The sequence below is a fragment of the Mesorhizobium sp. BR1-1-4 genome, assembly GCF_020165375.1.
Classification (GTDB): domain Bacteria; phylum Pseudomonadota; class Alphaproteobacteria; order Rhizobiales; family Rhizobiaceae; genus Mesorhizobium; species Mesorhizobium australicum.
Genome location: NZ_JAIUIB010000002.1, coordinates 308,697 through 328,592, shown reverse-complemented (window position 1 = coordinate 328,592; position 19,896 = coordinate 308,697). Strand labels below are relative to the sequence as shown.

Here is a 19,896-nt window from a genome sequence, read left to right as displayed (position 1 = left end):
CTTGCTTTCAAAAAGGACTCGACGTCGAACGGCTCCGGTTCACCTGACTGGTCGCCCGACGAAGCCGCTCAAGCCTCTGATCGCCGGTTTCTTCCGTAGGCATCAATTCGCCTCGTCCCGTTGAGCGCGTATTTCGGCCGGCAGGCACCGTTTGCTAGGTGGATCTGAAAGCAAAAAACCCCGCCGGAGAGGGCCGGCGGGGCTCAATGCGTCCCGCTGGAGTCGGGACGGGGCAGGGAACGCCCAGTCAGGAATCTGGGGTGCGAAGCCCGGTGATTCAATGAGCCGGCTCCAAGGCCTGTACAATTCTTGTTGACCCGGGCCGTGCCGTCGGCAGTTCGTCCCATCCCGGTTGATCGGGATGGGACCTTGTTGCCGACCTGATTCCAAAAATCACTGCAAGTGGCTGGAAAAGCAGGTCAGTTGTTGCTCGCCACCGGCGCCACGAGCGAGGTGATGCGGCGGATGGCGACGCGCCGGTTCTCGCGGTTGGGCGCCGAGGTGTCGACCTTCAGGTACTCCTCGCCATAGCCCTGTGTCGTCAGGTTCTCGGGCGGGATGCCGAAGGCGTTGGTCAGCGCTTCGGCGACCGCTTCGGCGCGACGGTCCGACAGAGCAAGGTTTGCCTCGGGCGTGCCGACGGCGTCGGTGTGGCCCTCGATCAGGAAGGTCTCGGCCGGGTTCTTTTTCAACAGCTTCTCCATGGCGTCGGCGACACCCTGGAGCTTCTGTACCTCGGTGTCGGAGATCGAGGACGAGCCGAATTCGAAGTTCAGCGTGTCGAGGTCGATCCGCCGTGCAATGTCACGCACGCGGGCCGAACGCTTGACCTCGTTGATCGAATACAGACGCTGCACTTTCTCCACCGGCGGCTGTTCGAGGAAGGTGTAGTAGTCGTCGGGGCTTTCGACATCTTCGGAATCGAGGATGTAGTCCCGGCGCGGGATGGTCAGCCGCATCGGCGGCAGGTCATCGCCGGGATCGCGCCAGTCATCTTCGTCCTGGTAGCTGCGCTCGTCGACATAGCTCAGCACATATTCGCGACCGTCGGGCGCGATGCGCGACCGCTGCAGGATGTCGCCGTAGCGGTTGCGTATGGTGACGATCCGGAAGCCATTGTCGCGCTCGACCGTCTCGCGCGTGCGGCCTTGCGGCAGGTCCTCGTAGTAGACATCCTTGGCGCCGCGGGTCAGGCGCGGGCGATCGTTGCTCTGGACGAACGTCTGGTCGTTGAACTGGACGATCACCCGGTCGCCGATTTCCTTGAGCACGTCGACGCCCTTGGGCCGGCGGCGGTCACGGATGTCCTCGTCAGGCGCGCGCTCGAGCCGCTTGCCCTTCTCCTGCGTCACCGGGACGATTTTTTCCGTCTTGATCGCCTCCTGGGCGGCCCTGTCGTCGGTTGGAGGCGGACCCTGATCCACCGGCGCCACTACCGGCTTCCGGCCCTGGTCACCGCCCTGCTGGGCGTTCTGCCCACCATTCTGCTGCCCGCCGTTCTGCTGTTCGCCATTCTGGTTGGCGGGCTGGGTGGCTGGGTTCCCGCCGTCCTGGCCGTTCTCGCCGCGACCCTTGCGCCTGGCATCCTTCTGGCTGTCGAGGATGGGGGCGGCATTCTTGTCGGCGGGGGCTTCGCCCTGAACCGGGTTTTCGCCCTCGACAGGCGCGGCCTTCCCATTGGTAGCGGCCCCACCGGTGGCGGGCTGCTCTCCCGTCGCCGGCTGTTCGCCGGTGGTGGGCTGCCTACCGGTCTGCGGCTGTTCGCCGGTCGCGGGCTGCTCGCCATTCGCCGGCTGTTCGCCAGCCGGTTTCCTGCCGTGCTTTTTCGTCTTGTCCAGGGATTGCTCGCCCTGGGCGGGAACCTGCTCGCCGGCGGGAGGGGATTCAACCTTCGGCGTCGCTTCGCCGGCAGGAGCCTGCTTCGGTGTCGGAGCGGTCTCCGGCACGGCGGCCGGTGCCTCTTTCTGCTGGTCCAGCTTGTGTTTCCTGCCAGGCTTGGTCGGCTGGTTGTCGTTGGCAGGCGCGGCCTCGCCGGCGGGCGCCTGCTCGATCTGCTGCTGCTGGTCGCGCTTCTTCCTGCGCGGCTGCTGCTCGTCGGTTGCGGGCGCGGCCTCGCCGGCGGGCGCCTGTTCGGTCTGCTGCTGCTGGTCGCGCTTCTTCCTGCGCGGCTGCTGCTCTTCAGCCGCGGGGGCGGGCTGCTGCGCGGCCGGAGCGGTCTCGGTCTGCTGTTGCTGCTCGTGCTTCTTCTTGCGCGGCTGTTCCTCGTCGCCCTGTCCCTGGTCGGTGGGGGTGTCCTGCGCCAGGATGATCAGCGGTGTCCCCCCGCGTTGCATGGGGCCGAACGCGGCTGTCCCCTGAAGCGGGGACGCGCCTAACGGCGCGGATGCCATCAACAGGCCAAGGGCTGTGCCTGCCAGAATCCGTGGTTGGCGTTTCATCGAAATTCTCCTTGTGGGGTCCCATCCTTGCCGAAACCGCTTTTAACGAAATTGGTTCCAGCTGCCCATCGTTAGCGGCCGTACAGGGCTATTGGCCGACCTTTTGAAGGCAACTTCATGTCATTCGGCCCCCTTGCAGCCTCATTCCGGCTGTCGCCGCGCTTGACCTTGGCGGCGGCTGGGGCCACATGCCGGAAATGGAAACCCCGTTCTGGAAGACCAAGACGCTGGAAGAGATGAGCCCCACCGAGTGGGAATCGCTCTGCGACGGCTGCGGCAAGTGCTGCCTGTCCAAGCTCGAGGACGAGGACACCGGTGAAATCTACTGGACCAGCGTCGGCTGCCGGCTGTTCGACGCCGAGAGCTGCCGCTGTGCGGACTATGCCAACCGGCTGGCGCGCGTTCCCGACTGCGTCGGCCTGACGCCGCAGAATGTGCGCACCATCAGCTGGCTGCCCAGCACCTGCGCCTACCGGCTGGTGGCCGAGGGCCGCGACCTCTACTGGTGGCATCGGTTGGTTTCCGGCAGTGCCAAGACCGTGCACGAGGCCGGCATTTCCATGCGCGGCCGGGTCAAGGCGAGCGAGACCGACCTGGCCGAGCCGGAAGACTATTTTGACTTTATGCTCGACGACGAGCCCTGACGCGCGCGGTAGACCGTCAGGAGTTGCCTGTCGGGAACCCTGCGAGGGCAAGGCGCCTGACGCGATATTGTAGAATGCCGGCAAGGATTTGGCCGGTAAGGGATTTGGCCGGCGAGAGATTTGAAAGGCCGGCGCCTTGCCGTGTGGCGCCACATGAACCGCGGATGAACGGGCAGTTCGTAAATAGTTCAGACAGGCCGGTGCATTCTCCCGCCATCGGTTTCACGAGGAGGGCGCAAGCCCGCAACAAGGAGAGAGAACCATGTACACCACCATCAAGACGGCAGCGCTTTCGGCTCTGGTCGGCCTCGGCACGCTGGCGGCCATCCCCGCCCATGCCGACAGCCTCTATCTTGGCTTCGGCAACAACCAGGATCCGCGCTTCGGCGTCTATGCCGGCGACGACGGCTATCGCCACCGCCGGGACGAGCGCCGCGACGATTGGCGCCGTGGCTGCTCGCCGGATCGCGCCCTCGACAAGGCGGAGCGCATGGGGCTGCACCGTGCCCGCATCGTCGATGTCAACCGCCGCGTGGTCAAGGTGATGGGCCGTCAGTACGGCGACCGCGTCGTCATCGTGTTCGCCAACGAGCGCGGTTGCCCGGTCATCAACCGCTGAGAATCTCAGGCGTGGACCTTCTGTGAAGGTCTGGAGCCCCTTTCCCTAGGGAAAAAAGAAGTGGCCCGAAACCCCGCGGGAGCGATTCCGCGGGGTTTTTAATGCCCGCGGCGGTCTCTCTTGAGCAGGTCCGTGGCCAAGCAATGCTCGGCCACGGCGTCCAGCGCCGCCTACTTCAGTTCGAAGGTAACGGTGACCTGGACATTGTAGGCGTTCTCGCCGGCCTGTACCGGCGCTGCGCCGGCCGCGGCGTCGAATGCCTTGGCGTTGATCGGCATCGGCGCCGGCCTGATGTTCTGATCGGTGATCTCGAGCACACGGCCCAGGCTGACCCCGGCCGCCTCGGCCAGCGTCCTGGCCTTGGCCATGGCGTCGGCGACAGCTTTCTTTCGGGCCTCTGTGACGGTGGCCGCCGGATTGTCATTGGTGAAGGCGATGCCGCCGCCTTGGTTGACGCCGAGCGACACCGCCTTGTCGAGGATCTCGCCTGTCTTGTCGACGTCGCGCACGCGCACCGAGAGCGTGTTGGTCACCTGATAGGCGACGAGTTCGGCCTCCTGGCTGCCGTCCGGCTTGTTGGTGTAGTTGTAGCGGGGGTTGATCTGGATGCCCGCGGTCTGCAGGTCGCGATCCTTGATGCCGGCGGCCTTCATCGCGGCAATCACGGCGGCCATGGCATCATTGTTGGCGTCGAGTGCGGCACGCGCCGTCTTGGCTTCGCGCATGACGCTGAGCGTCAGCACCGCCAGATCGGGGGCCACGGTTGCTTCGCCCTCGCCGGACACGATGATGCGGGGCGGGGTCGGCAGATCGGTGGCTCCAGCCATCGCCGGAAAAGCGATTGCAGCGGCGAGCGCGAGGGGCAAAAGATGTCTGGTCATGAAAATCTCCTTGGTCTGCGATCAAGTCGCAGGGGGGCGCGTAGAGCGCGATTATGGGTTGATTTGGGCGATCTGCGAAAGCCCGCCGGGAAAGCCTTGTGCCGCGATGCGAAAAACATTAATCCAGCCCGCGTGGGGCCTGTAGCTCAATGGTTAGAGCCGGCGGCTCATAACCGCTTGGTTGGGGGTTCGAGTCCCTCCGGGCCCACCATTATCTTTGTTTTTCAATGGCTTACGGGTAGGTTCGCCAACGGGTTCGCCAGAAGGTTCGCCAAGCATCGGCCTGCGGGTCACCAGCCGCACGACGCGATCCATGCCCTGAACCGCCAGACGAACCTGCGATGCCTCGCGTGAGTAGAGCTCGGCATGATCGATGTCGTCGTGGCCCAGCACATCCATGAGCTGCCTGGTCGAGGCCTCGGCCTCGGCGAGATAGACGCCGAGCGACTTTCGCAGTCCATGCAGCGTCAGCCCTTTCGCAAGCCCTGCAAGCTTGCACCAGTGCGCCATGCTCCCGGTCAGGGACTTGGAGGAGAAGGGCTGGCCATAAGCGGTCACCAGGACGGTTTCGCCGCGCTTGTCGGCGGCCCCAAGAATCTCGCCCAGCATGGGCGTGATCGGTACGAAAAGCCGCTTGCCACCGGTCCGGTTCTTGTTCTTTGCCTGGACGATGTCGAAGCCGTCGAAATGACGCTCCTGGCCATCGATCATGACCTTGCGCGTCACCCTCTGGTCCCACCGTAGATCGGCGACATCGCCGCGACGATTGCCCAGCCAGAGCGCGAGCCCGTAACAGGTGCGCGCAGCCGTCCCCAGCGGCCAGCGCTGCTCAAACTTCTGCATCGCTTCGTGAGGCCAAGCCTTCCAGCCCGTGTAGGCAGGACGCCACTCGACCGCCGCGGTAGGATCGATTGCAATCCAGTCCAGTCGCATCGCGACATAGACGAGCTTGCGTATCGCGACGAGCAGATGCTTGGCCTTGTGTGGTGTCGCGATAAAGTGCCCCAGAAGCTCTTCGACGTGGACCCGCCGCAGGTTTTTAACGGGCACGTCGCGCCATGTCAGCGGATGGTCCGGGACCACCCGCAGACCCAGAAATTCCTCGATCAGGCGGCTGTTCTTGAATTTCGTGCTGTCATCATGGGCGAGCCACTTGACCGACGCCTTCAATCTCTTTTCGGCTGCTCCGAATGTTCCTGGCAAGGCCGCACCCGGCATTGTGACAACCGGGGCTTTTCGAATGTTGCGACCCTCGACAGCAGCCCGATAGGCTTCCTTGAAACCTCTCTCGTTGGGGGCAGGCAGCGGCACCAGGCGGCCATTGGCGCGGTAGCGCCAGCGCGTCTTCCCATGACGATCCTTATAGGAGGACACACCTGGGTGTTTGTCTTTAAGACGCTGTTCCATTGCAGAACCAGACTATTACCCTCGATGATTCCCTTGCAAGAGAAAGTCGACGACATTGTCGTCATCGTCGCCGGGCAGATCCGCGAACGCAGCCTCCAGTTTAAGGCGATCCCAGATCACACGACTGTCGATTTTCTTTGGCTTGGGCATGCGCCTGTCTAAGACCATCTGGTCGAACTTTGTTACTCCAACGCCGACGTAGCGGGCAGCTTCATCCCGCGACAGGCCACGTGGAGGGTAGGAGAGGGTGTCGCTTTTCATCACCTTGATCCGCTAATCAGCTATCCGAACGCGTGGCACTTTCTGTGAATATCGCGTTCGAAATAGCAGGGGCCCCATAAAGGGGAAGCCCGATGTCCGGCTTTGATTGCGGAAGGGCTACCCTGGCGTGCAAATAGGACGCTCGAGCCGCCTGTGAGCGGTGATCGCAGCCCTGGTCCATCGAGAACAATGTCTTGCCCGTAACGTAAATTGAAAGCAGGCCGGTGGCGTATGGCCCTGCGTCAGTTTAATATATTAGTCCTGCCTAAGATTAGCCGGAGACCCTGAAGATGCAGCAGGCGAAACAAATCTTGGTGACAGGCGGCGCAGGTTTCCTGGGATCATTTTTGTGCGAGCGGCTCCTTGCTGAGGGCCATCAGGTAGTTTGCGCAGATAACTTCTTCACAGGAAGCCGCAGAAACGTCTCTCATCTCCTCGATGACCGATCGTTCGAGATTATTCGTCATGACGTGACGTTTCCACTCTACGTAGAGGTTGACGAAATATACAATCTCGCCTGTCCGGCGAGCCCCGTCCACTATCAGTCCGACCCCGTCCAGACGACCAAAACCAGCGTTCATGGCGCGATCAATATGCTCGGACTGGCCAAGCGGGTTCGCGCACACATTCTGCAGGCGTCCACCTCCGAAGTCTATGGCGACCCGGAGGTTCATCCGCAGTTGGAAGACTATTGGGGCAGAGTGAACCCGATTGGCCCTCGTTCCTGCTATGACGAAGGCAAGCGATGTGCCGAGACCCTGTTTTTCGACTATTGGCGACAGCACAAGCTGAAGATCAAGGTAGCCCGTATTTTCAATACCTACGGTCCAAGGATGCGTCCCGACGACGGTCGTGTCGTTTCCAATTTCATCGTGCAGGCGCTGCAAAACAAACCGATTACGGTCTACGGCACTGGCCAGCAGACGCGTTCATTCTGCTACGTCGAGGACCTCATCGACGGTCTGGTACGTCTTATGCAGACGGCCGACGATATCACCGGTCCTGTCAATCTCGGCAACCCGGCGGAATTCACGATGCTCGAACTCGCAAATCTGGTGATCGAACTTACCGGAAGCCGATCGAAGATCAGATTTTCGCCGCTACCGGTCGACGATCCAAAGCAGCGGCAGCCCGATATCCGATATGCTTCCCGCGAACTCAAATGGAAGCCAAGAACTGCATTGCGTGCTGGCCTTGCCAAGACCATTGCGTATTTCGAGGACGTGGTTTCATCTGGGCACATTCGGCCCGCCGCAGCCGAATGAAGACGGTCCTGGTAACTGGCGGGGCCGGCTACATCGGGTCGCACTGCTGCAAGGCATTCGCGGAATCCGGATGGTCGGTTGTTGCCTTTGACAACCTTTCGCGCGGCTGGCGCGACGCGGTGAAATGGGGACCGTTGATCGAAGGCGATATTTCCGACGCGGCGGCTGTGGCGGCCGCCCTGGACCAGTATCGGCCGGACGCCGTGGCGCATTTCGCTGCCTACGCTTACGTTGGCGAGTCAGTCGAGCGGCCCGAACTTTACTACCGAAACAATAGTTTCGGCACCCTGGTCCTGCTCGAGGAAATGCTGAAAGCCGGTCTGGACAAGCTGATCTTTTCGAGCACCTGTGCAACTTACGGGATCCCGACGCGGTCGCCGATAGACGAGACGCATCGACAGTCGCCCATCAATCCCTATGGCTGGTCCAAATTCATCATAGAAAGGATGATCGAGGATATCTCACTTGCTCATGGTCTCAACGCGGTCGTGCTTCGGTATTTCAATGCAGCCGGATGCGACCCCGACGGCGAAATCGGAGAAAAGCATGAACCGGAAACACATGTCATTCCGCTCGCCATAGAGGCGGCAGTGAGGCCGGGCCGCATTTTTAGAATCAACGGCACCGATTTTGACACCCGCGACGGAACCGCCGTGAGGGACTACATCCACGTTGTCGATCTCGCGCGCGCCCACGTCCTGGCAGGGGAGAAGCTTCTCCGCGACAAGGGCGTCCACGTCTACAACCTCGGAACCGGAGTGGGTACAACGGTGAACGAACTGGTCGATGCCGTCAGCCGGGCTTCGGGAATGCGGGTTCCGCTGGTTTACGGGCCGCGCAGACCAGGGGACCCGCCGGGGCTTGTTGCTGAGGCCGGCAAGGCCAAGCGGGAACTCGGTTGGGCGGCCGAGCAATCCGCCATCGACAGGATCGTCGAGACGGCACTGGCTTGGTATCGCAGTCGATTGTAACAGATATTGCGCAAGTGACGCTACCGCGCGGTCAGCAAGCGATCGAGAGCGCCAGCCACCGCGCCGAGCGAGAAACTTCCCTCTATCCGCTTTCGCGCCGCCTGTCCGAGGCGGTCTCGCATGGTTGGATCGTCCTTAAGTTTCTTCAGCGCGTGTGCAATTTCCGCCGACTCGTCCCTTCGAACAATGAGGCCGCCGGATGCCTCGCCGTCTGCCAAGATGTCGGGTAGGCCCTGTGCGTCGGTAGCAACGATCGGAAGGCCGCAGGCCATCGCCTCCAACGGTGCGACGGGCATACCTTCGGTGCGGGACGCAGTGACATAGGCATCCGCCGCCGAAAGCCAACGCCGTATCAAGGACCGGTCCGTGGTATAGTCGCAAAGCCATCTCACATTCGGCAGTGCGGCCTCTCTCAGCAGCCTGGCAAAAACGTCTCGGTCCTGCCCCGAGCCTATGATGACCAGTTCGGACGAAGCATCACCGGAAAAGAAGGACCATGCTTTCAGGAGCACATCCAGCCCCTTACGGCGAACGTCGATGCGTCCGTGGTTGACGACGACGAAATTCCCGCGCGCCAGACAGAGGTCTTGCCGCGCCTGCTGACGTTCGATCGCTGTCCACTCGCTGGAATCGATGGGGTTGGCAATATTCGCTACCTTGAGGGCTATACGCGGGTAAGCTTTGGCGAGGCGTTCACGCTCCGCAGCCGATGCGACGATTAGGCCGCTGCAGGCACGGAGAGATGCCTGCCTGGCAATTGCCTCTATCCAGGAGAGCGTCCGGTCGCCGCCCTGGAACGTTGCATAGAGCGGAATGCGGTTACGGACTGCCAGCCAGGCAAGCGCATCAAACCGGGTATATTCGTATTCCTGAACGAGAATTGCATCACACTGGGATCGGGCGAGCACCTCCCGGAACGCCGGGAGCGGCGTCGCGGACCAGCGCCGCAGACTGTGACCCGCTGCGGAGTGACCTTGACGCGCGCGCGCGCCGGGAACGACCCAGATCGGCGCGCCCGTGCCGGCATGGTAGTGGCATTCTATCTGCGAGGCATGCTCGGAAGCGCACACAATGACCGGCCTGTGGCCGGCCAGTTGCAGGGCGGAGACGTAACCGAACAGCCAGCCGCCGGTCATCTGTTCGACGAAATCCTTAAGCCGCAATCCTATCGGATCGAGGAATTCCTCCACGACGTCGCCCCATGGAAAGAGGGCGATGACGAGGGAAGCGCGGCGGCCCATCAAATGCCCCAAAATTCATTTACGCCAGGAAAAAGCCGTCTCCGTGCCGCGTGTCGAGCGGTGGTGCAGCACGTAGCCGACAGCCGTGATCGGCGCCGCAAGGGCGTAAAGTATCTTGCGGCGACGGCGTCCCAGACGAGAAAATGCGACGTCGTGAAAGAGTGCCGTCACCGGGTTGATAAATGTGGCGCGGCGTTCCGGCGCACGGTCGAAGAGCGCTGCGAGTTCGGGATCCCAATAGCCGCGACGAACGTGACCCCATTCCTGCATCAGTTCGCTTTCATGCGGGCAATAGGGCTTCATGACGCGAAAATACGGGTAATGCCACTCCGCATGCGGCGTCGAGACAAGAACATACCCGCCTGGGCGCACGACCCTCAAGGCCTCTTGTGCGGCACTACGGTCATCCTCAATGTGTTCAAGCACGTCGAAGAGCGTCGCCACGTCGAAACTGTCGTTCGCGAAGGGGAGGTCACAGGCATCGCCGCAGACGAAGGTCGACTTCGCCCAATCTGGCTGGTGGTTGCCCAACTCGGGATCGAGATCGAGGTTAACGACTTCAGCGTTCGGATAGAGGATACTTGCCATCCCGCTGCGCCCGCCTCCAATTTCGAGTATCCGGCCGGGCCCGTCGATCGCCGCGGGCGCGACGCGATGAATTGCGCGCATCTTCTCACGGTAGAAAAGGCCGTCCGTCAGAGCGTTTGGAAAGGGATTTCGAGACAGGAATTGTCCGAGCGGCGCCTTGCGGATCATCGATTTTCTTCCTCAACCAATTTGATGTTCGCCGTTTTCGCCAGCCGAAACGGACGAGGAATTGAAGACCAGCCAGCCAGCCTTCGACTTCTGCCGCGAGGATACTGGTCCTGCCGGGGGGGCCTTCGAAAAGCGCCTTGACGAATGTTCTCAAGAAATATGCGGGCAGCTGCTTCCAGATGCGATCGATGTTTCCGCGATTGCCAAAATTGTCATATTGCGTGACAAGAGCTGCGACGTGGCCCTTCATGTAGGCTCTTATTTGCCGTCGGAAGCCCGGCCAATCGCGGCGATGATGATGGAAGACAACGGCGCGAGGTTCATACAGGCAAGTCCCTCCTGCGGCCAGCAGCCGGTACCATAGCTCCGAATCTTCGGAACATCCGGCAGCACCGGCGCCGAGGCGCTCGTCGAACGAGCCTACCCGATCGAAGGCCGATCGCCGGAAGGCCATGTTGGCCCCGGCGCCGATTTTCCAAACATGCGCTCCGCTTGGCCGGGTCTCTTCGAAGAAGCGGTGGTCGAAGAGAAGCGGCACGAAGGTGGACCCAAAACCGCCCATGTCGAACTGGAAACGGCGTTGGGCGATCGTATCGAGCCGGGCTGGCAGCACCAAGCCGGTCAGTGCCTCGATGTCCCGTTCTTCGAAGGCGCGCGCGATTTCGGCAGTCCAGCCAGGATGAACCTCGACGTCGTCATCCGTGAACGCGATGATGTCTTGACGGCTTTCCCGGATGCCGGCGGATCGGGCAACACTCAATCCGGGCCGCGGCTCATGAACGAAACGGACCTCAGGAAAGCCGACACATACCGGCCGAGCGTTGCCGTCGCGGGAGTTATCAACGACGATGACTTCGCCCGGGGCGCTGCGTTGCCTTGCAACGCTTTGAAGGCACTCCGCCAGGGCGGGGCCGCGGTCGCGCGTGCAAATTACGACTGAGATGTGCTGGGCCGACGCTGAAGACGCAGTTGCAAGTTCATCAAGGCGGTCGACAAGGTCGTCGGCCCCGAGCGCCGCCGTCAAACAGAGCGCGGACTTTGGCGATCCTTCATAGGTCGCCCGCAAGGGGGCGCCCAGCGGGATGTTGCGGGCAGCCAATTGTGCTGCCGAAAACTCCGCCGCGAACTGCCGCAGACTTGCCTCGCTGTAGGGCAATTCGTCAGGCAAGGACGCTCGCATTCCCAGCGGCAAGTCCTTCCACCAGAAGATCGATAGCGAAGGGGTATCTCCCACATCGGGGTCCGCACAGGCGGAGCCGAGATCGATTTGCCTGACACGGAAGGCCTCGCCATTCACCGGTTTTGCTCCCGGATTCTCTGCACGCGGATACGTGAGCGATCATATTCGCCTGCCAGGCCGCAGATTCCACCCCACAACTCTGCAATGCCGAAACGAAAATCACGACCTTGAAGCTTGCGCGCGGCCCGTGCCAGCGCTTTCAGCCGATCGAAAAACCACCAGCAAACCATGGCACGGTGACGTGCCCTGAGCTCTCCGTCGGTCCGACGGCTTTTGACAAGAAAGGCCATCATACCAAGTCCCCATGTCCAATATTGCCGTCTCAATTGGTCGATCGTCTCGCGATGCTCGTGGTAAACGGCATACTCCGGTTCATAGATCATGGGCCGGCCTGAACGCAGCACGCGATAGAAAATGTCGAGATCGCCACCGCCAGGCAGCGGTGCTCCGGTATCGAGCGCTTCGTCGAAGCCGCCCAGCGATACCAGCAGCGTGCGGTCGAAAGCCATGTTGCAGCCGGCGCCGAGAATACCAGACCCTACCGGGTGCAGCGCATTATCGAATCGGGTGTTGTGGAATTCGTTGCGCCTGAAGCCGCGGCCAAATCCGCCCCTTCGTTCGAAAAAGATCTGCGCCTCGGTGTCCAGGCGAAGCGGCAGCACCAAACCCGTAAAGCCACCGGCACCCGGATTATCCCGGCAGGCTTTGGCAAGCCCGTCAAGCCAGTTGCGGTCGACGACCACGTCATCGTCCAGATAGGCAATCAAGCTGCCCGTGACCGAGCGAAGAGCGGCGTTTCGTGCAAAATCAAGCCCGGGCCTCGGTTCGAACACGTAACGAACGTCCTCGAAGCGCTCGACTGCTTCGCGTGTGGCTGAATCCACAGACGCATTGTCCACCACGACGACTTCGACGCTCGGAAAAGCGGTTGTGCGTCGGACGCTGTCGAGCGAACCCAGCAACCTCGAAAGACGTTCGGCGCGGTCTTTCGTACATATCGCGACGGAGAGGCTCGGCAGGGGCGATTGCCCAACCGGTCTTAGCCGCAGCAATTCCTTATCCATCTTCGCAACCAGGATGCGATCGGCAAAACGTTCATCGGCAACGGATTTCTGTCGCTCCGCCGACAGGATCGCTGCGGAGGCGAGCGCGATCATCTCAAAGCCGACAAGCCGGCCCTGCCAGCGGGCAATGAGACCAACGCCATCGTGCTCTGGCGCAAGCTCAATCGGGGCCAGCGGAATTGACAGTTCGACGTCGACGATCTTGTAGCCCATCGCCTTAGTTCGCACCCATGGCAACACGACCGAGCTGAAACTCGTGAAGTCTTGAAAAATGGCCCGCCCGCTTCAGGAGTTGATCCGGCGGACCAATCTCGATCACCCGTCCTTTCGACATCACGATGATCTGGTCAGCGGCCTGGACGGTGGACAGGCGATGCGCAATGACAACCACGGTGCGATTGTGCGAGTATTGCTCGAGGGCGATCTGGAACGCCTGTTCCGTCTCACCGTCGAGCGCATTCGTGGCTTCGTCCAAAAGGAGAATGTCGGGATTGCGAAGTATGGTCCGGGCCAGCGCGATCCGCTGCCTCTGGCCCCCCGACACGCGCATTCCCTGGTCGCCGATCTGCGTCTCGTAGCCCTCCGGAAGCGAACGGATGAAATCGTCCGCCTTCGCAATGCGGGCCGCTTGGCGCAGTTCGTGCTCACCGGCGTCGAAATCGCCGTAAGCGATGTTGGCCGCGATGGTATCGTTGAACAGGTATACCTCCTGAGACATCAGCGACAGCCGCTTGCGCCAACTGCGCAACTCGAAACCTAAGAGCGGGATACCGTCGGCGAGGACTTCCCCCGACGTCGGGTCCATGAAGCGAAAGAGCAGGGCCATGAGGGTGGATTTGCCGGCACCCGACTCGCCAACGATTGCTGTGGTCTTGCCGGCGGGGATACTGAAGGAGACATCCTGTAGCGCCAAAGGCTGATCGGGCGCATACCGAAAGCAGACATCGCGAAATTCGACGGCCGTCTTGAGGGCGGGCGCCGGCAGATAGCCTTGGCTGAGAAACGGCGTTTGCGTTGTGCGCAGGAACTCGTCCACATCCTCAATCGCGCCCGCAAGCCCGTCCAGCGCAATCTTCGACTGCAGCAATTCCCGTGTGGGAGCCTGGAGACGATAAAGCAGCGACAGGAAAGCGGCGAGAGCCGCGATTCCTATGCTTGCTGATTCCGCAATGAGAACCAGTGCACCGATCAGGATCGTGATCGAGATCTCCGAGACAGGCCCGGGGGTCGCCCAAAGCATGTCGAGCCTCAACAGACGACGCCTTACCCTGTCCGATGTCTGAACGAACCGGTCATGCTCGTAGGATTCCTGTGCGAAGGCACGGATCAATTGCAATGAATTGATGCTTTCCCACATCCTGAGGCCGAACTGCTTGTTTTCCTCGACGACGGCCTTGCCGGTCTCGTCAGCGCGTCGCGTTGCCAGACGAATGGCCATTGCTCCGAAAAGCAGGAAAATCATCGAAAAAAAGGTCAATCGGACTGAGATCAATAGCATCAAGAGAACGAAGACGACGAAGGTACAAAGGCAGATCATCAACCGGTAGGCCAGGCTCAGCCCTTGGCTGACCTTCCAGGTATTGTTGGCAATTGTCGTGATGATGTCCGTTCGCCTGTTCTCGACACGGTAGTCGATGCACGAACTTATCGTCTGATCGAAAACCCTGGATCGCAACCGGTGCGCGACGAGGCCGTCAATGTATCTGGTTACCCAGGTGTTGATGAGATGGACCGCGTTTTTGAGGACGATGCTGACGCAAAGCGCTCCGACCAGGAAGGCGGTCAGGTGTTGATGCGGGATGGGTGACAAGATCCTGTCAAACACCGGCTGCCATCTGCCGGGCTGAGGCGGCGAGGCTCCGAGGCTCTGCAGCAGGGGAATGAACAGGACGAGACCCGTACCTTCCAGAACCGCTGCGATCAGTCCAAGTCCCACCACGGTCGGCCCAGCCCAGGCTGGCGCCGCCGCCAGGCGAAAGAGCCGCCGCAATCGCGCGACCAGACTCACCAGATGCCCTCTGCGTAGGGGGGCTGGAACTCGGCGTTTTTGTTTCGGCTCCTTTTCACTCGGATTTTGACCCACCGAGGCACCAGTCGGGCTCGGCAGTAGATGTCCACCATTCTTGGCAGGCGAGAAATCGCCGTCCCTGGCTCCATCAGGAAGAGTTTCTTCATCAGGCCATACGCTGCCGAAAGCCGCCCGCAGATCAAGGCCCTTACGGCGAGCCAATGCAGCATGTCGATCAGATGATCGTCGAGATCGTCCCCGAACTGCGGGTACTTCTGGCGAAACTCGGCAAGGACAATTTCACAAGAACGAAGCATCTGCATGACATCGCTCGACATGTTGGCGTTCGTCATCCGGTAACCCACGAGGTACTGAGGGACGACGCGAAACTCGTAACTTTCGGCTATTCTGAGGCACATCAGCAGGTCCTCGCAGCCTTGTGCGTTCCTGGCCCTCAAGGAAGGGTCGAAGCCTCCCGCTCGCTCGAACGCGGCGCGTCGGACCAGCATTGAACTTCCGTTGCCAACAAAGTTCGTCCTGCACATGCGTTGGAGCACGCGACCCTCGGCATCGGGCCGGTTATGCAATGAGAATACCCGGCCGTCGCCGTCTATATCGGCGAACCAGCAATATGCCAGGCCTGCGGAAGAGCCGCCTTGCTGTAAGGTGCACATCTGAAGCGCGATTTTGGATGGGGCCCAAAGATCGTCGGCGTCCACAAACGCCAGGAACTCCGCATCGGTGGAAGCAACTCCACGATTGCGCGCATTCGCAACGCCGCCGTTCGACTGCCTTATCAGGCGGATACGGCTATCCTGTTCAGCATAGGAGGCCACAATCGAGGCAGAAGGGTCCGTCGACCCGTCGTCGACGACGACAATGTCCAGCGCCTGGTAGTGTTGCCCGCAGATGCTGTTCAGGGTCGCGCGAATCGTTCGTTCCGCATTGAACATCGGCACCACGACGCCCACCGTGGCATTGTCTTTGATCATGGGCCTCTGTTGTCTCCGCAAAAAGTTGGCTAGACAGGCAACCGGCGCCCGGCGAGCCTCTCCGCGACACGCACCCCCCGGCCTCGATGGCTCTGCCGACTACGCCGTCGTGCGGGAACCTGGAAGTGTGAGTCACGGCGGCATGCTGCACTGCAACACAAAATTACACCGCAATGCGCAATATTGCTAATTTAATCATCTCTAAAGTCCGGTTTGCAGGATCAGATTTTCTTACGGCCCGAAACAGCGCTTGAACCGCCAGCGCGCGCCGTTACCGTGAACGCCGCCGTCCGGCGCGGCGTCCCGCCCACCGCTAAGCTGAGATTGGCTGTTCAAGAGGCGGGCGTCTTACTACGCAGCCTTTAATCTGACCGGGATCCTGATGAGGTACTGGCGCGTCTTCACGAACCAACCTCAGCGACCGACATAAAGCTCCGACCTGCCTTGCGACGCCAATGCGCGACGGGGAAGAGATCGGCACGGCTGCAATGAGAGACAGGACTCACCCGCAGCCGCACTCAAGCCGCGACGGTTAGCCGAGAGAGGAGGAGAGGGCGCTACTGGTTATGTGCCTATCCTGCGGGCGAAGGCGATCGCCATAGCATTGTGGCTGTGTGGACTGGCGTCATTCGAATAGACGAGTAGGGTTCGCCATGGCACCGCATCAAGCAAACCCGCCGCGTGGCCATCGTTTCTGCGCGAGAAACGCGTGCGCCAGGGGGCAGCGAGGTGCGGGGCCTGCACCTAGGAGAGAGAAGGCTCGAGCCGGCCAAGCTGTCCGCGTGGCTAGAAGCGCGGAGACATCTGAGAGCACTGCATTCGCCCGAACGAGCCGAACCATCGGATGGCGACCATCCACCCCCGGATGACGGTGATCCTGGCGTCGCCCTGCGTGACCCTATGAAGGACCGGCGTTGGTTCACATCGAGTTCCTGAGATCGTTCCGCGGACCTATGTCACGCAAATGTCATTCACGATTCCTATCCGGCGATAGATGAAACCTTCGTCCCCTGCGGCATTGGCGACGTTGCGCCGGGTTTCATCGACCAGCGCAGCCATGCGCGCGTGTGCCTCCGACTTGATGCAGACCGGATCTGTCGCAGCGGCATCGCCGACAATCGCCAACGCCTGACATCTGCAGCCGCCCCAATCGATCTCACGCCGCTCGCAGCTTCGGCATGGCTCCTGCATCCATTCGGTGCCGCGAAAGGCATTGAATGCGGGTGACGCGGCCCAGATGTCGGCCAGCGGTTTCGCTCCAAAACGTTCGAAGCGAAGCGAAGGAATCGTCTGCGCGGCGTGGCACGGCAATACAGTACCGTCCGGGGTAACCACTAACGCGTCGCGCGCCCAACCGCCCATGCATGGCTTGGGATATGTGGCGAAATAATCCGGCGTGACAAAATCGATGTTCATAATGCCGGCGAGCCTTTCGCGCGCGGCTGCGACGATGTCCGCCTGCCGGTCTATCGCGCCACATTCGGGCATCAGCATATCGCGATTGGCCAGCGCCCAGCCGGCATACTGCACGTTGGCGATCTCGAGCCGGTCGGCGCCCAAGGAAAGAGCCAGATCGATGAATTCGGGTACCTCCTCGATGTTGTGACGATGGATCGGTGCGTTGATGGTGAGTGGCAGCCCGGCCGCGCGGGCGCGGTGTGCCGTCTTCAGCTTCTTTTCGTGGCTGCCGCTGTGGTTGGCGACACGGTCGGTGGTCGGCTGACGGGCACCCTGAAAGCTCAGTTGCAGGTGGTCGAGACCGGCTTCGGCAAAGGCTTCGATACGGCCTTCGGCAATGCCAACACCAGCGGTGATGAGGTTGGTGTAGATACCGCGCGACGAAAGCGCGGCGATCAGTTGCTCAAGGTCGCGGCGAAGCGTCGGCTCGCCGCCAGACAGGTGCACCTGGAGAACGCCCAGATCGGCGGCCTGCGAGAACAGATCGAGCCAGGTCCGCGTGTCGAGCTCCCGATTGGCCTTCAGCAATTCGAGCGGATTGGAGCAGTAAGGGCATTGCAGCGGACAGCGATGCGTCAGTTCCGCCAACATGCCGATCGGAGGCAGGAGAGGCTCGGTCATAGTTTCACCAGAAGGTTGTCCGACCATTCCTGCAGGAAGGCGATGACGTCGGCCGCTACCGCATCCTGACCGGCGTCATAGTCGGCCGCAAGGTCGGCGATGATGTGGCCGACCGTGGATCTCCCGTCGCAGCGGCGCAAGATGTCGAGGCTGACCTCGTCCGGCCAGAAGACTTTCTCCGGCGAAAGCACGGCGAAGGCGCGCCGCACAGGGTCGTACTGGATTCGGACATGCTTCGGCAGTGACGGCGCCGATCGCAACGACACGATGGCTCTTTCGCGCAGTCCCGTCATGAGGCCGCCTTCGGGCGGAAGGCGCCGGGCGGTATGTTTCCAGGCGCGCCATAGGCATGTTGAAGTGCGTCGAGCATCGCCCACAATATGTCGCATTTGAACACCAGCGCATCGATCGCCTGCTGCTGACGTTCGGCCGTGTCGGCATGTTCTAGCACGTAGGCGAGCGCGAAGTCCGCGTCGCGTGATGCCTGTTCGGGCCGCCAGCTGAAATAGGCCAGCGTGTCTTGCGTAATGTAGTCGTATCTGGCCAGCATCGCCGGCACTCGTTCGCCGATGATGCGGGGTGAGAACATCTCCGTGAGTGACGATGCGACCGCCTCGAGCAGCGTACGGTTGGTGCAGAAGGAAAGGTAGGCGCCCACCGCGAAACGGGTCGCCGGCAGCGCCAGACGCTCGCTCCTGACCGCTTCGGCGTCGAGCCCCAGTGCGGTGGCCAGATGCAGCCAGCGCGCGATGCCGCCGCTCCAGCCGTCGTCGCCGTCATGATCCTCGATGCGTTTGCGCCACGCGGCGCGAAACGCCGGATCTTCGGCACGCGCCAGGATCATGGCGTCCTTGCGCGGAATGACGGCCTGGTAGCAATAACGGTTGAGCGCCCAGGCCTGCATTTCGGCTTTCGACAGAGCGCCACTGGTCATACTGTGATGGAAAGGATGTCGGTTGTGATAACGTTCTTCACCGACCTGCCGCAGCACGGCTTCGAACTCGCTCCTGGACAGGCCATCTTTCGCAGCCTCGTGGAAATCGCTCAAAATTCCATCTCCATCCCATCGCTGGCGACTTCCCAACCAGCCACTCTGACCGCCGCGTGTTCGGCGGAATTCTCGTCGAGAATAGGATTGGTGTTGTTGATATGGACGAAGATACGACGGCCGATTTTTACATCGGCTAAGCCAGCAATCGAGCCCTCCTCTCCAGAGATTGCGATGTGCCCCATGCGCGCGCCGGTTTTCTGGCCGACACGGGCAATAATCATCTCGTCGTCCGTGTAGACGGTGCCGTCGAACAGCAGGCAGGCGGCATCAGCAACACGAGTGCGCAGGGCGGCATCGATGCGCGCGCAGCCCGGAATGTAGAAGATGGCGCCGCACCTGCCGGTCGCAGTGATGCGGACTCCGATTGTGTCACCCCTGTCGGAACTGAAATCGGCGCTGGGATCGGCCTTTTGCTCGAGGTAGAGCGCGATCTTCCCAGGTACGGGAAAGCTGTCGACCACAACGCCAGTTTCGCGGCCATACGCGTCGCGGATCGCCAGTTCGCCCGTTGGCCCCAGCAGGCGCCGGGATACGATCGACGGATCGAGAACGTTGAAAATCGAATTCGCCTCCAGCGTCTCCAGCACCTGTGCTGTTCCATAGATTGCGAACGGCTGTCGTTCACGCAGGCTGAGCAGGCCGGCGACATGGTCCACGTCGGCGTTGGTCAGCACCACGGCGCGGATAGGCGTCGAGCGCGGCGGCGCATCGGCTGGCGGCTGCAGTTCAGGCGTTTGCGCAATCTGCTGGCGAATGTCGGGCGACGCATTGAAGAGAACCCAGCCTGCCCCGTCACCCGACACGGCAATGGATGATTGGGTTCGTGGACGAACGCCGGGCATCCCGCTGCGAGCCGCCCAGCTCAAACGATAATTGCAATTCCACTGCGGAAAGCCGCCTCCCGCCGCCGATCCGATGATCTTCACGAGCATACCATCGCTCCGAAGCCCTATGGAACTAGCAGGACGTTCTCAAAAGC

Annotated in this window: 17 protein-coding genes, 1 tRNA gene and 1 pseudogene; 5 read left to right on the top strand and 14 right to left on the bottom strand. The window is 61.5% G+C overall.

Going from position 1 to position 19,896, the window contains the following annotated elements; all coding sequences use genetic code 11:
• Positions 1 to 419: 419 nt before the first annotated feature.
• Entirely contained in the window at positions 420 to 2,438 is a 2,019-nt protein-coding gene (locus tag LB571_RS04770) for an OmpA family protein (RefSeq protein ID WP_224592578.1), read from the bottom strand.
• Positions 2,439 to 2,635: 197 nt separating this feature from the next.
• Between LB571_RS04770 and LB571_RS04765 the strand changes: the two genes are divergently transcribed.
• On the top strand, positions 2,636 to 3,082 hold the full coding sequence (locus tag LB571_RS04765) for a YcgN family cysteine cluster protein (RefSeq protein WP_224593016.1): 447 nt from the start codon (positions 2,636 to 2,638) through the stop codon (positions 3,080 to 3,082).
• 262 nt (positions 3,083 to 3,344) lie between these two features.
• Positions 3,345 to 3,701 carry a hypothetical protein gene (locus LB571_RS04760; RefSeq protein WP_015316248.1) on the top strand — a complete coding sequence of 119 codons (357 nt, stop codon included), beginning with the start codon at positions 3,345 to 3,347 and terminating at the stop codon, positions 3,699 to 3,701.
• 170 nt (positions 3,702 to 3,871) lie between these two features.
• On the opposite strand, the gene LB571_RS04755 is transcribed toward LB571_RS04760, so the two are convergent.
• Positions 3,872 to 4,582, bottom strand: a complete 711-nt coding sequence (locus LB571_RS04755) for an SIMPL domain-containing protein (protein ID WP_140617816.1) — start codon at positions 4,580 to 4,582, stop codon at positions 3,872 to 3,874.
• A gap of 135 nt (positions 4,583 to 4,717) precedes the next feature.
• On the opposite strand from LB571_RS04755, the gene LB571_RS04750 reads away from it, so the two are divergent.
• Positions 4,718 to 4,793, top strand: a tRNA-Ile gene (locus LB571_RS04750).
• Between the two features lie 191 nt (positions 4,794 to 4,984).
• On the opposite strand, the pseudogene LB571_RS04745 reads toward LB571_RS04750, so the two are convergent.
• Together LB571_RS04745 and LB571_RS04740 are read right to left on the bottom strand one after the other, a co-directional pair.
• Positions 4,985 to 5,425 (bottom strand): annotated as a pseudogene (locus LB571_RS04745) (tyrosine-type recombinase/integrase); the annotation flags it as partial.
• 579 nt (positions 5,426 to 6,004) lie between these two features.
• Complete coding sequence (locus LB571_RS04740) at positions 6,005 to 6,250, bottom strand: hypothetical protein (protein WP_015316530.1); 246 nt, start codon at positions 6,248 to 6,250, stop codon at positions 6,005 to 6,007.
• Positions 6,251 to 6,540: 290 nt separating this feature from the next.
• On the opposite strand from LB571_RS04740, the gene LB571_RS04735 reads away from it, so the two are divergent.
• Together LB571_RS04735 and galE are read left to right on the top strand one after the other, a co-directional pair.
• The gene (locus LB571_RS04735; RefSeq protein WP_015316531.1) at positions 6,541 to 7,515 is read left to right on the top strand and encodes a UDP-glucuronic acid decarboxylase family protein; all 975 of its coding nucleotides are present in this window, start codon (positions 6,541 to 6,543) and stop codon (positions 7,513 to 7,515) included.
• Positions 7,512 to 8,486, top strand: coding sequence for a UDP-glucose 4-epimerase GalE (galE, locus tag LB571_RS04730; protein ID WP_224592575.1), 975 nt, complete (start codon positions 7,512 to 7,514; stop codon positions 8,484 to 8,486). The genes LB571_RS04735 and galE overlap by 4 nt, the downstream gene beginning before the upstream one ends.
• 20 nt (positions 8,487 to 8,506) lie before the next feature.
• Here the strand turns inward: galE and LB571_RS04725 are convergent, their stop codons facing one another.
• The 10 genes from LB571_RS04725 to pqqB all read right to left on the bottom strand — a co-directional run bounded on the left by LB571_RS04725 (position 8,507) and on the right by pqqB (position 19,849).
• Complete coding sequence (locus tag LB571_RS04725; RefSeq protein WP_015316533.1) at positions 8,507 to 9,727, bottom strand: glycosyltransferase family 4 protein; 1,221 nt, start codon at positions 9,725 to 9,727, stop codon at positions 8,507 to 8,509.
• A 15-nt stretch (positions 9,728 to 9,742) separates the two neighbouring features.
• Entirely contained in the window at positions 9,743 to 10,483 is a 741-nt protein-coding gene (locus LB571_RS04720) for a class I SAM-dependent methyltransferase (RefSeq protein WP_141906172.1), read from the bottom strand.
• Positions 10,401 to 11,780 (bottom strand): glycosyltransferase family 2 protein, encoded by a 1,380-nt coding sequence (locus tag LB571_RS04715; protein ID WP_224592573.1) that lies wholly within the window; start codon positions 11,778 to 11,780, stop codon positions 10,401 to 10,403. The genes LB571_RS04720 and LB571_RS04715 overlap by 83 nt, the downstream gene beginning before the upstream one ends.
• Positions 11,777 to 13,000, bottom strand: coding sequence for a glycosyltransferase family 2 protein (locus tag LB571_RS04710; RefSeq protein WP_015316535.1), 1,224 nt, complete (start codon positions 12,998 to 13,000; stop codon positions 11,777 to 11,779). The genes LB571_RS04715 and LB571_RS04710 overlap by 4 nt, the downstream gene beginning before the upstream one ends.
• A 4-nt stretch (positions 13,001 to 13,004) precedes the next feature.
• Positions 13,005 to 14,795, bottom strand: a complete 1,791-nt coding sequence (locus LB571_RS04705) for an ABC transporter ATP-binding protein (RefSeq protein WP_224592569.1) — start codon at positions 14,793 to 14,795, stop codon at positions 13,005 to 13,007.
• Positions 14,792 to 15,787 (bottom strand): glycosyltransferase family 2 protein, encoded by a 996-nt coding sequence (locus tag LB571_RS04700; RefSeq protein ID WP_015316537.1) that lies wholly within the window; start codon positions 15,785 to 15,787, stop codon positions 14,792 to 14,794. Before LB571_RS04700 ends, LB571_RS04705 begins: the two co-directional genes overlap by 4 nt.
• A gap of 951 nt (positions 15,788 to 16,738) precedes the next feature.
• Entirely contained in the window at positions 16,739 to 17,866 is a 1,128-nt protein-coding gene (gene pqqE, locus LB571_RS04695; protein ID WP_224592565.1) for a pyrroloquinoline quinone biosynthesis protein PqqE, read from the bottom strand.
• On the bottom strand, positions 17,863 to 18,159 hold the full coding sequence (gene pqqD / locus LB571_RS04690) for a pyrroloquinoline quinone biosynthesis peptide chaperone PqqD (RefSeq protein WP_015316539.1): 297 nt from the start codon (positions 18,157 to 18,159) through the stop codon (positions 17,863 to 17,865). The genes pqqE and pqqD overlap by 4 nt, the downstream gene beginning before the upstream one ends.
• Positions 18,156 to 18,914 (bottom strand): pyrroloquinoline-quinone synthase PqqC, encoded by a 759-nt coding sequence (pqqC, locus tag LB571_RS04685; RefSeq protein ID WP_015316540.1) that lies wholly within the window; start codon positions 18,912 to 18,914, stop codon positions 18,156 to 18,158. The genes pqqD and pqqC overlap by 4 nt, the downstream gene beginning before the upstream one ends.
• Positions 18,911 to 19,849, bottom strand: coding sequence for a pyrroloquinoline quinone biosynthesis protein PqqB (gene pqqB / locus LB571_RS04680; RefSeq protein ID WP_224592562.1), 939 nt, complete (start codon positions 19,847 to 19,849; stop codon positions 18,911 to 18,913). Before pqqB ends, pqqC begins: the two co-directional genes overlap by 4 nt.
• Positions 19,850 to 19,896 lie beyond the last annotated feature (47 nt).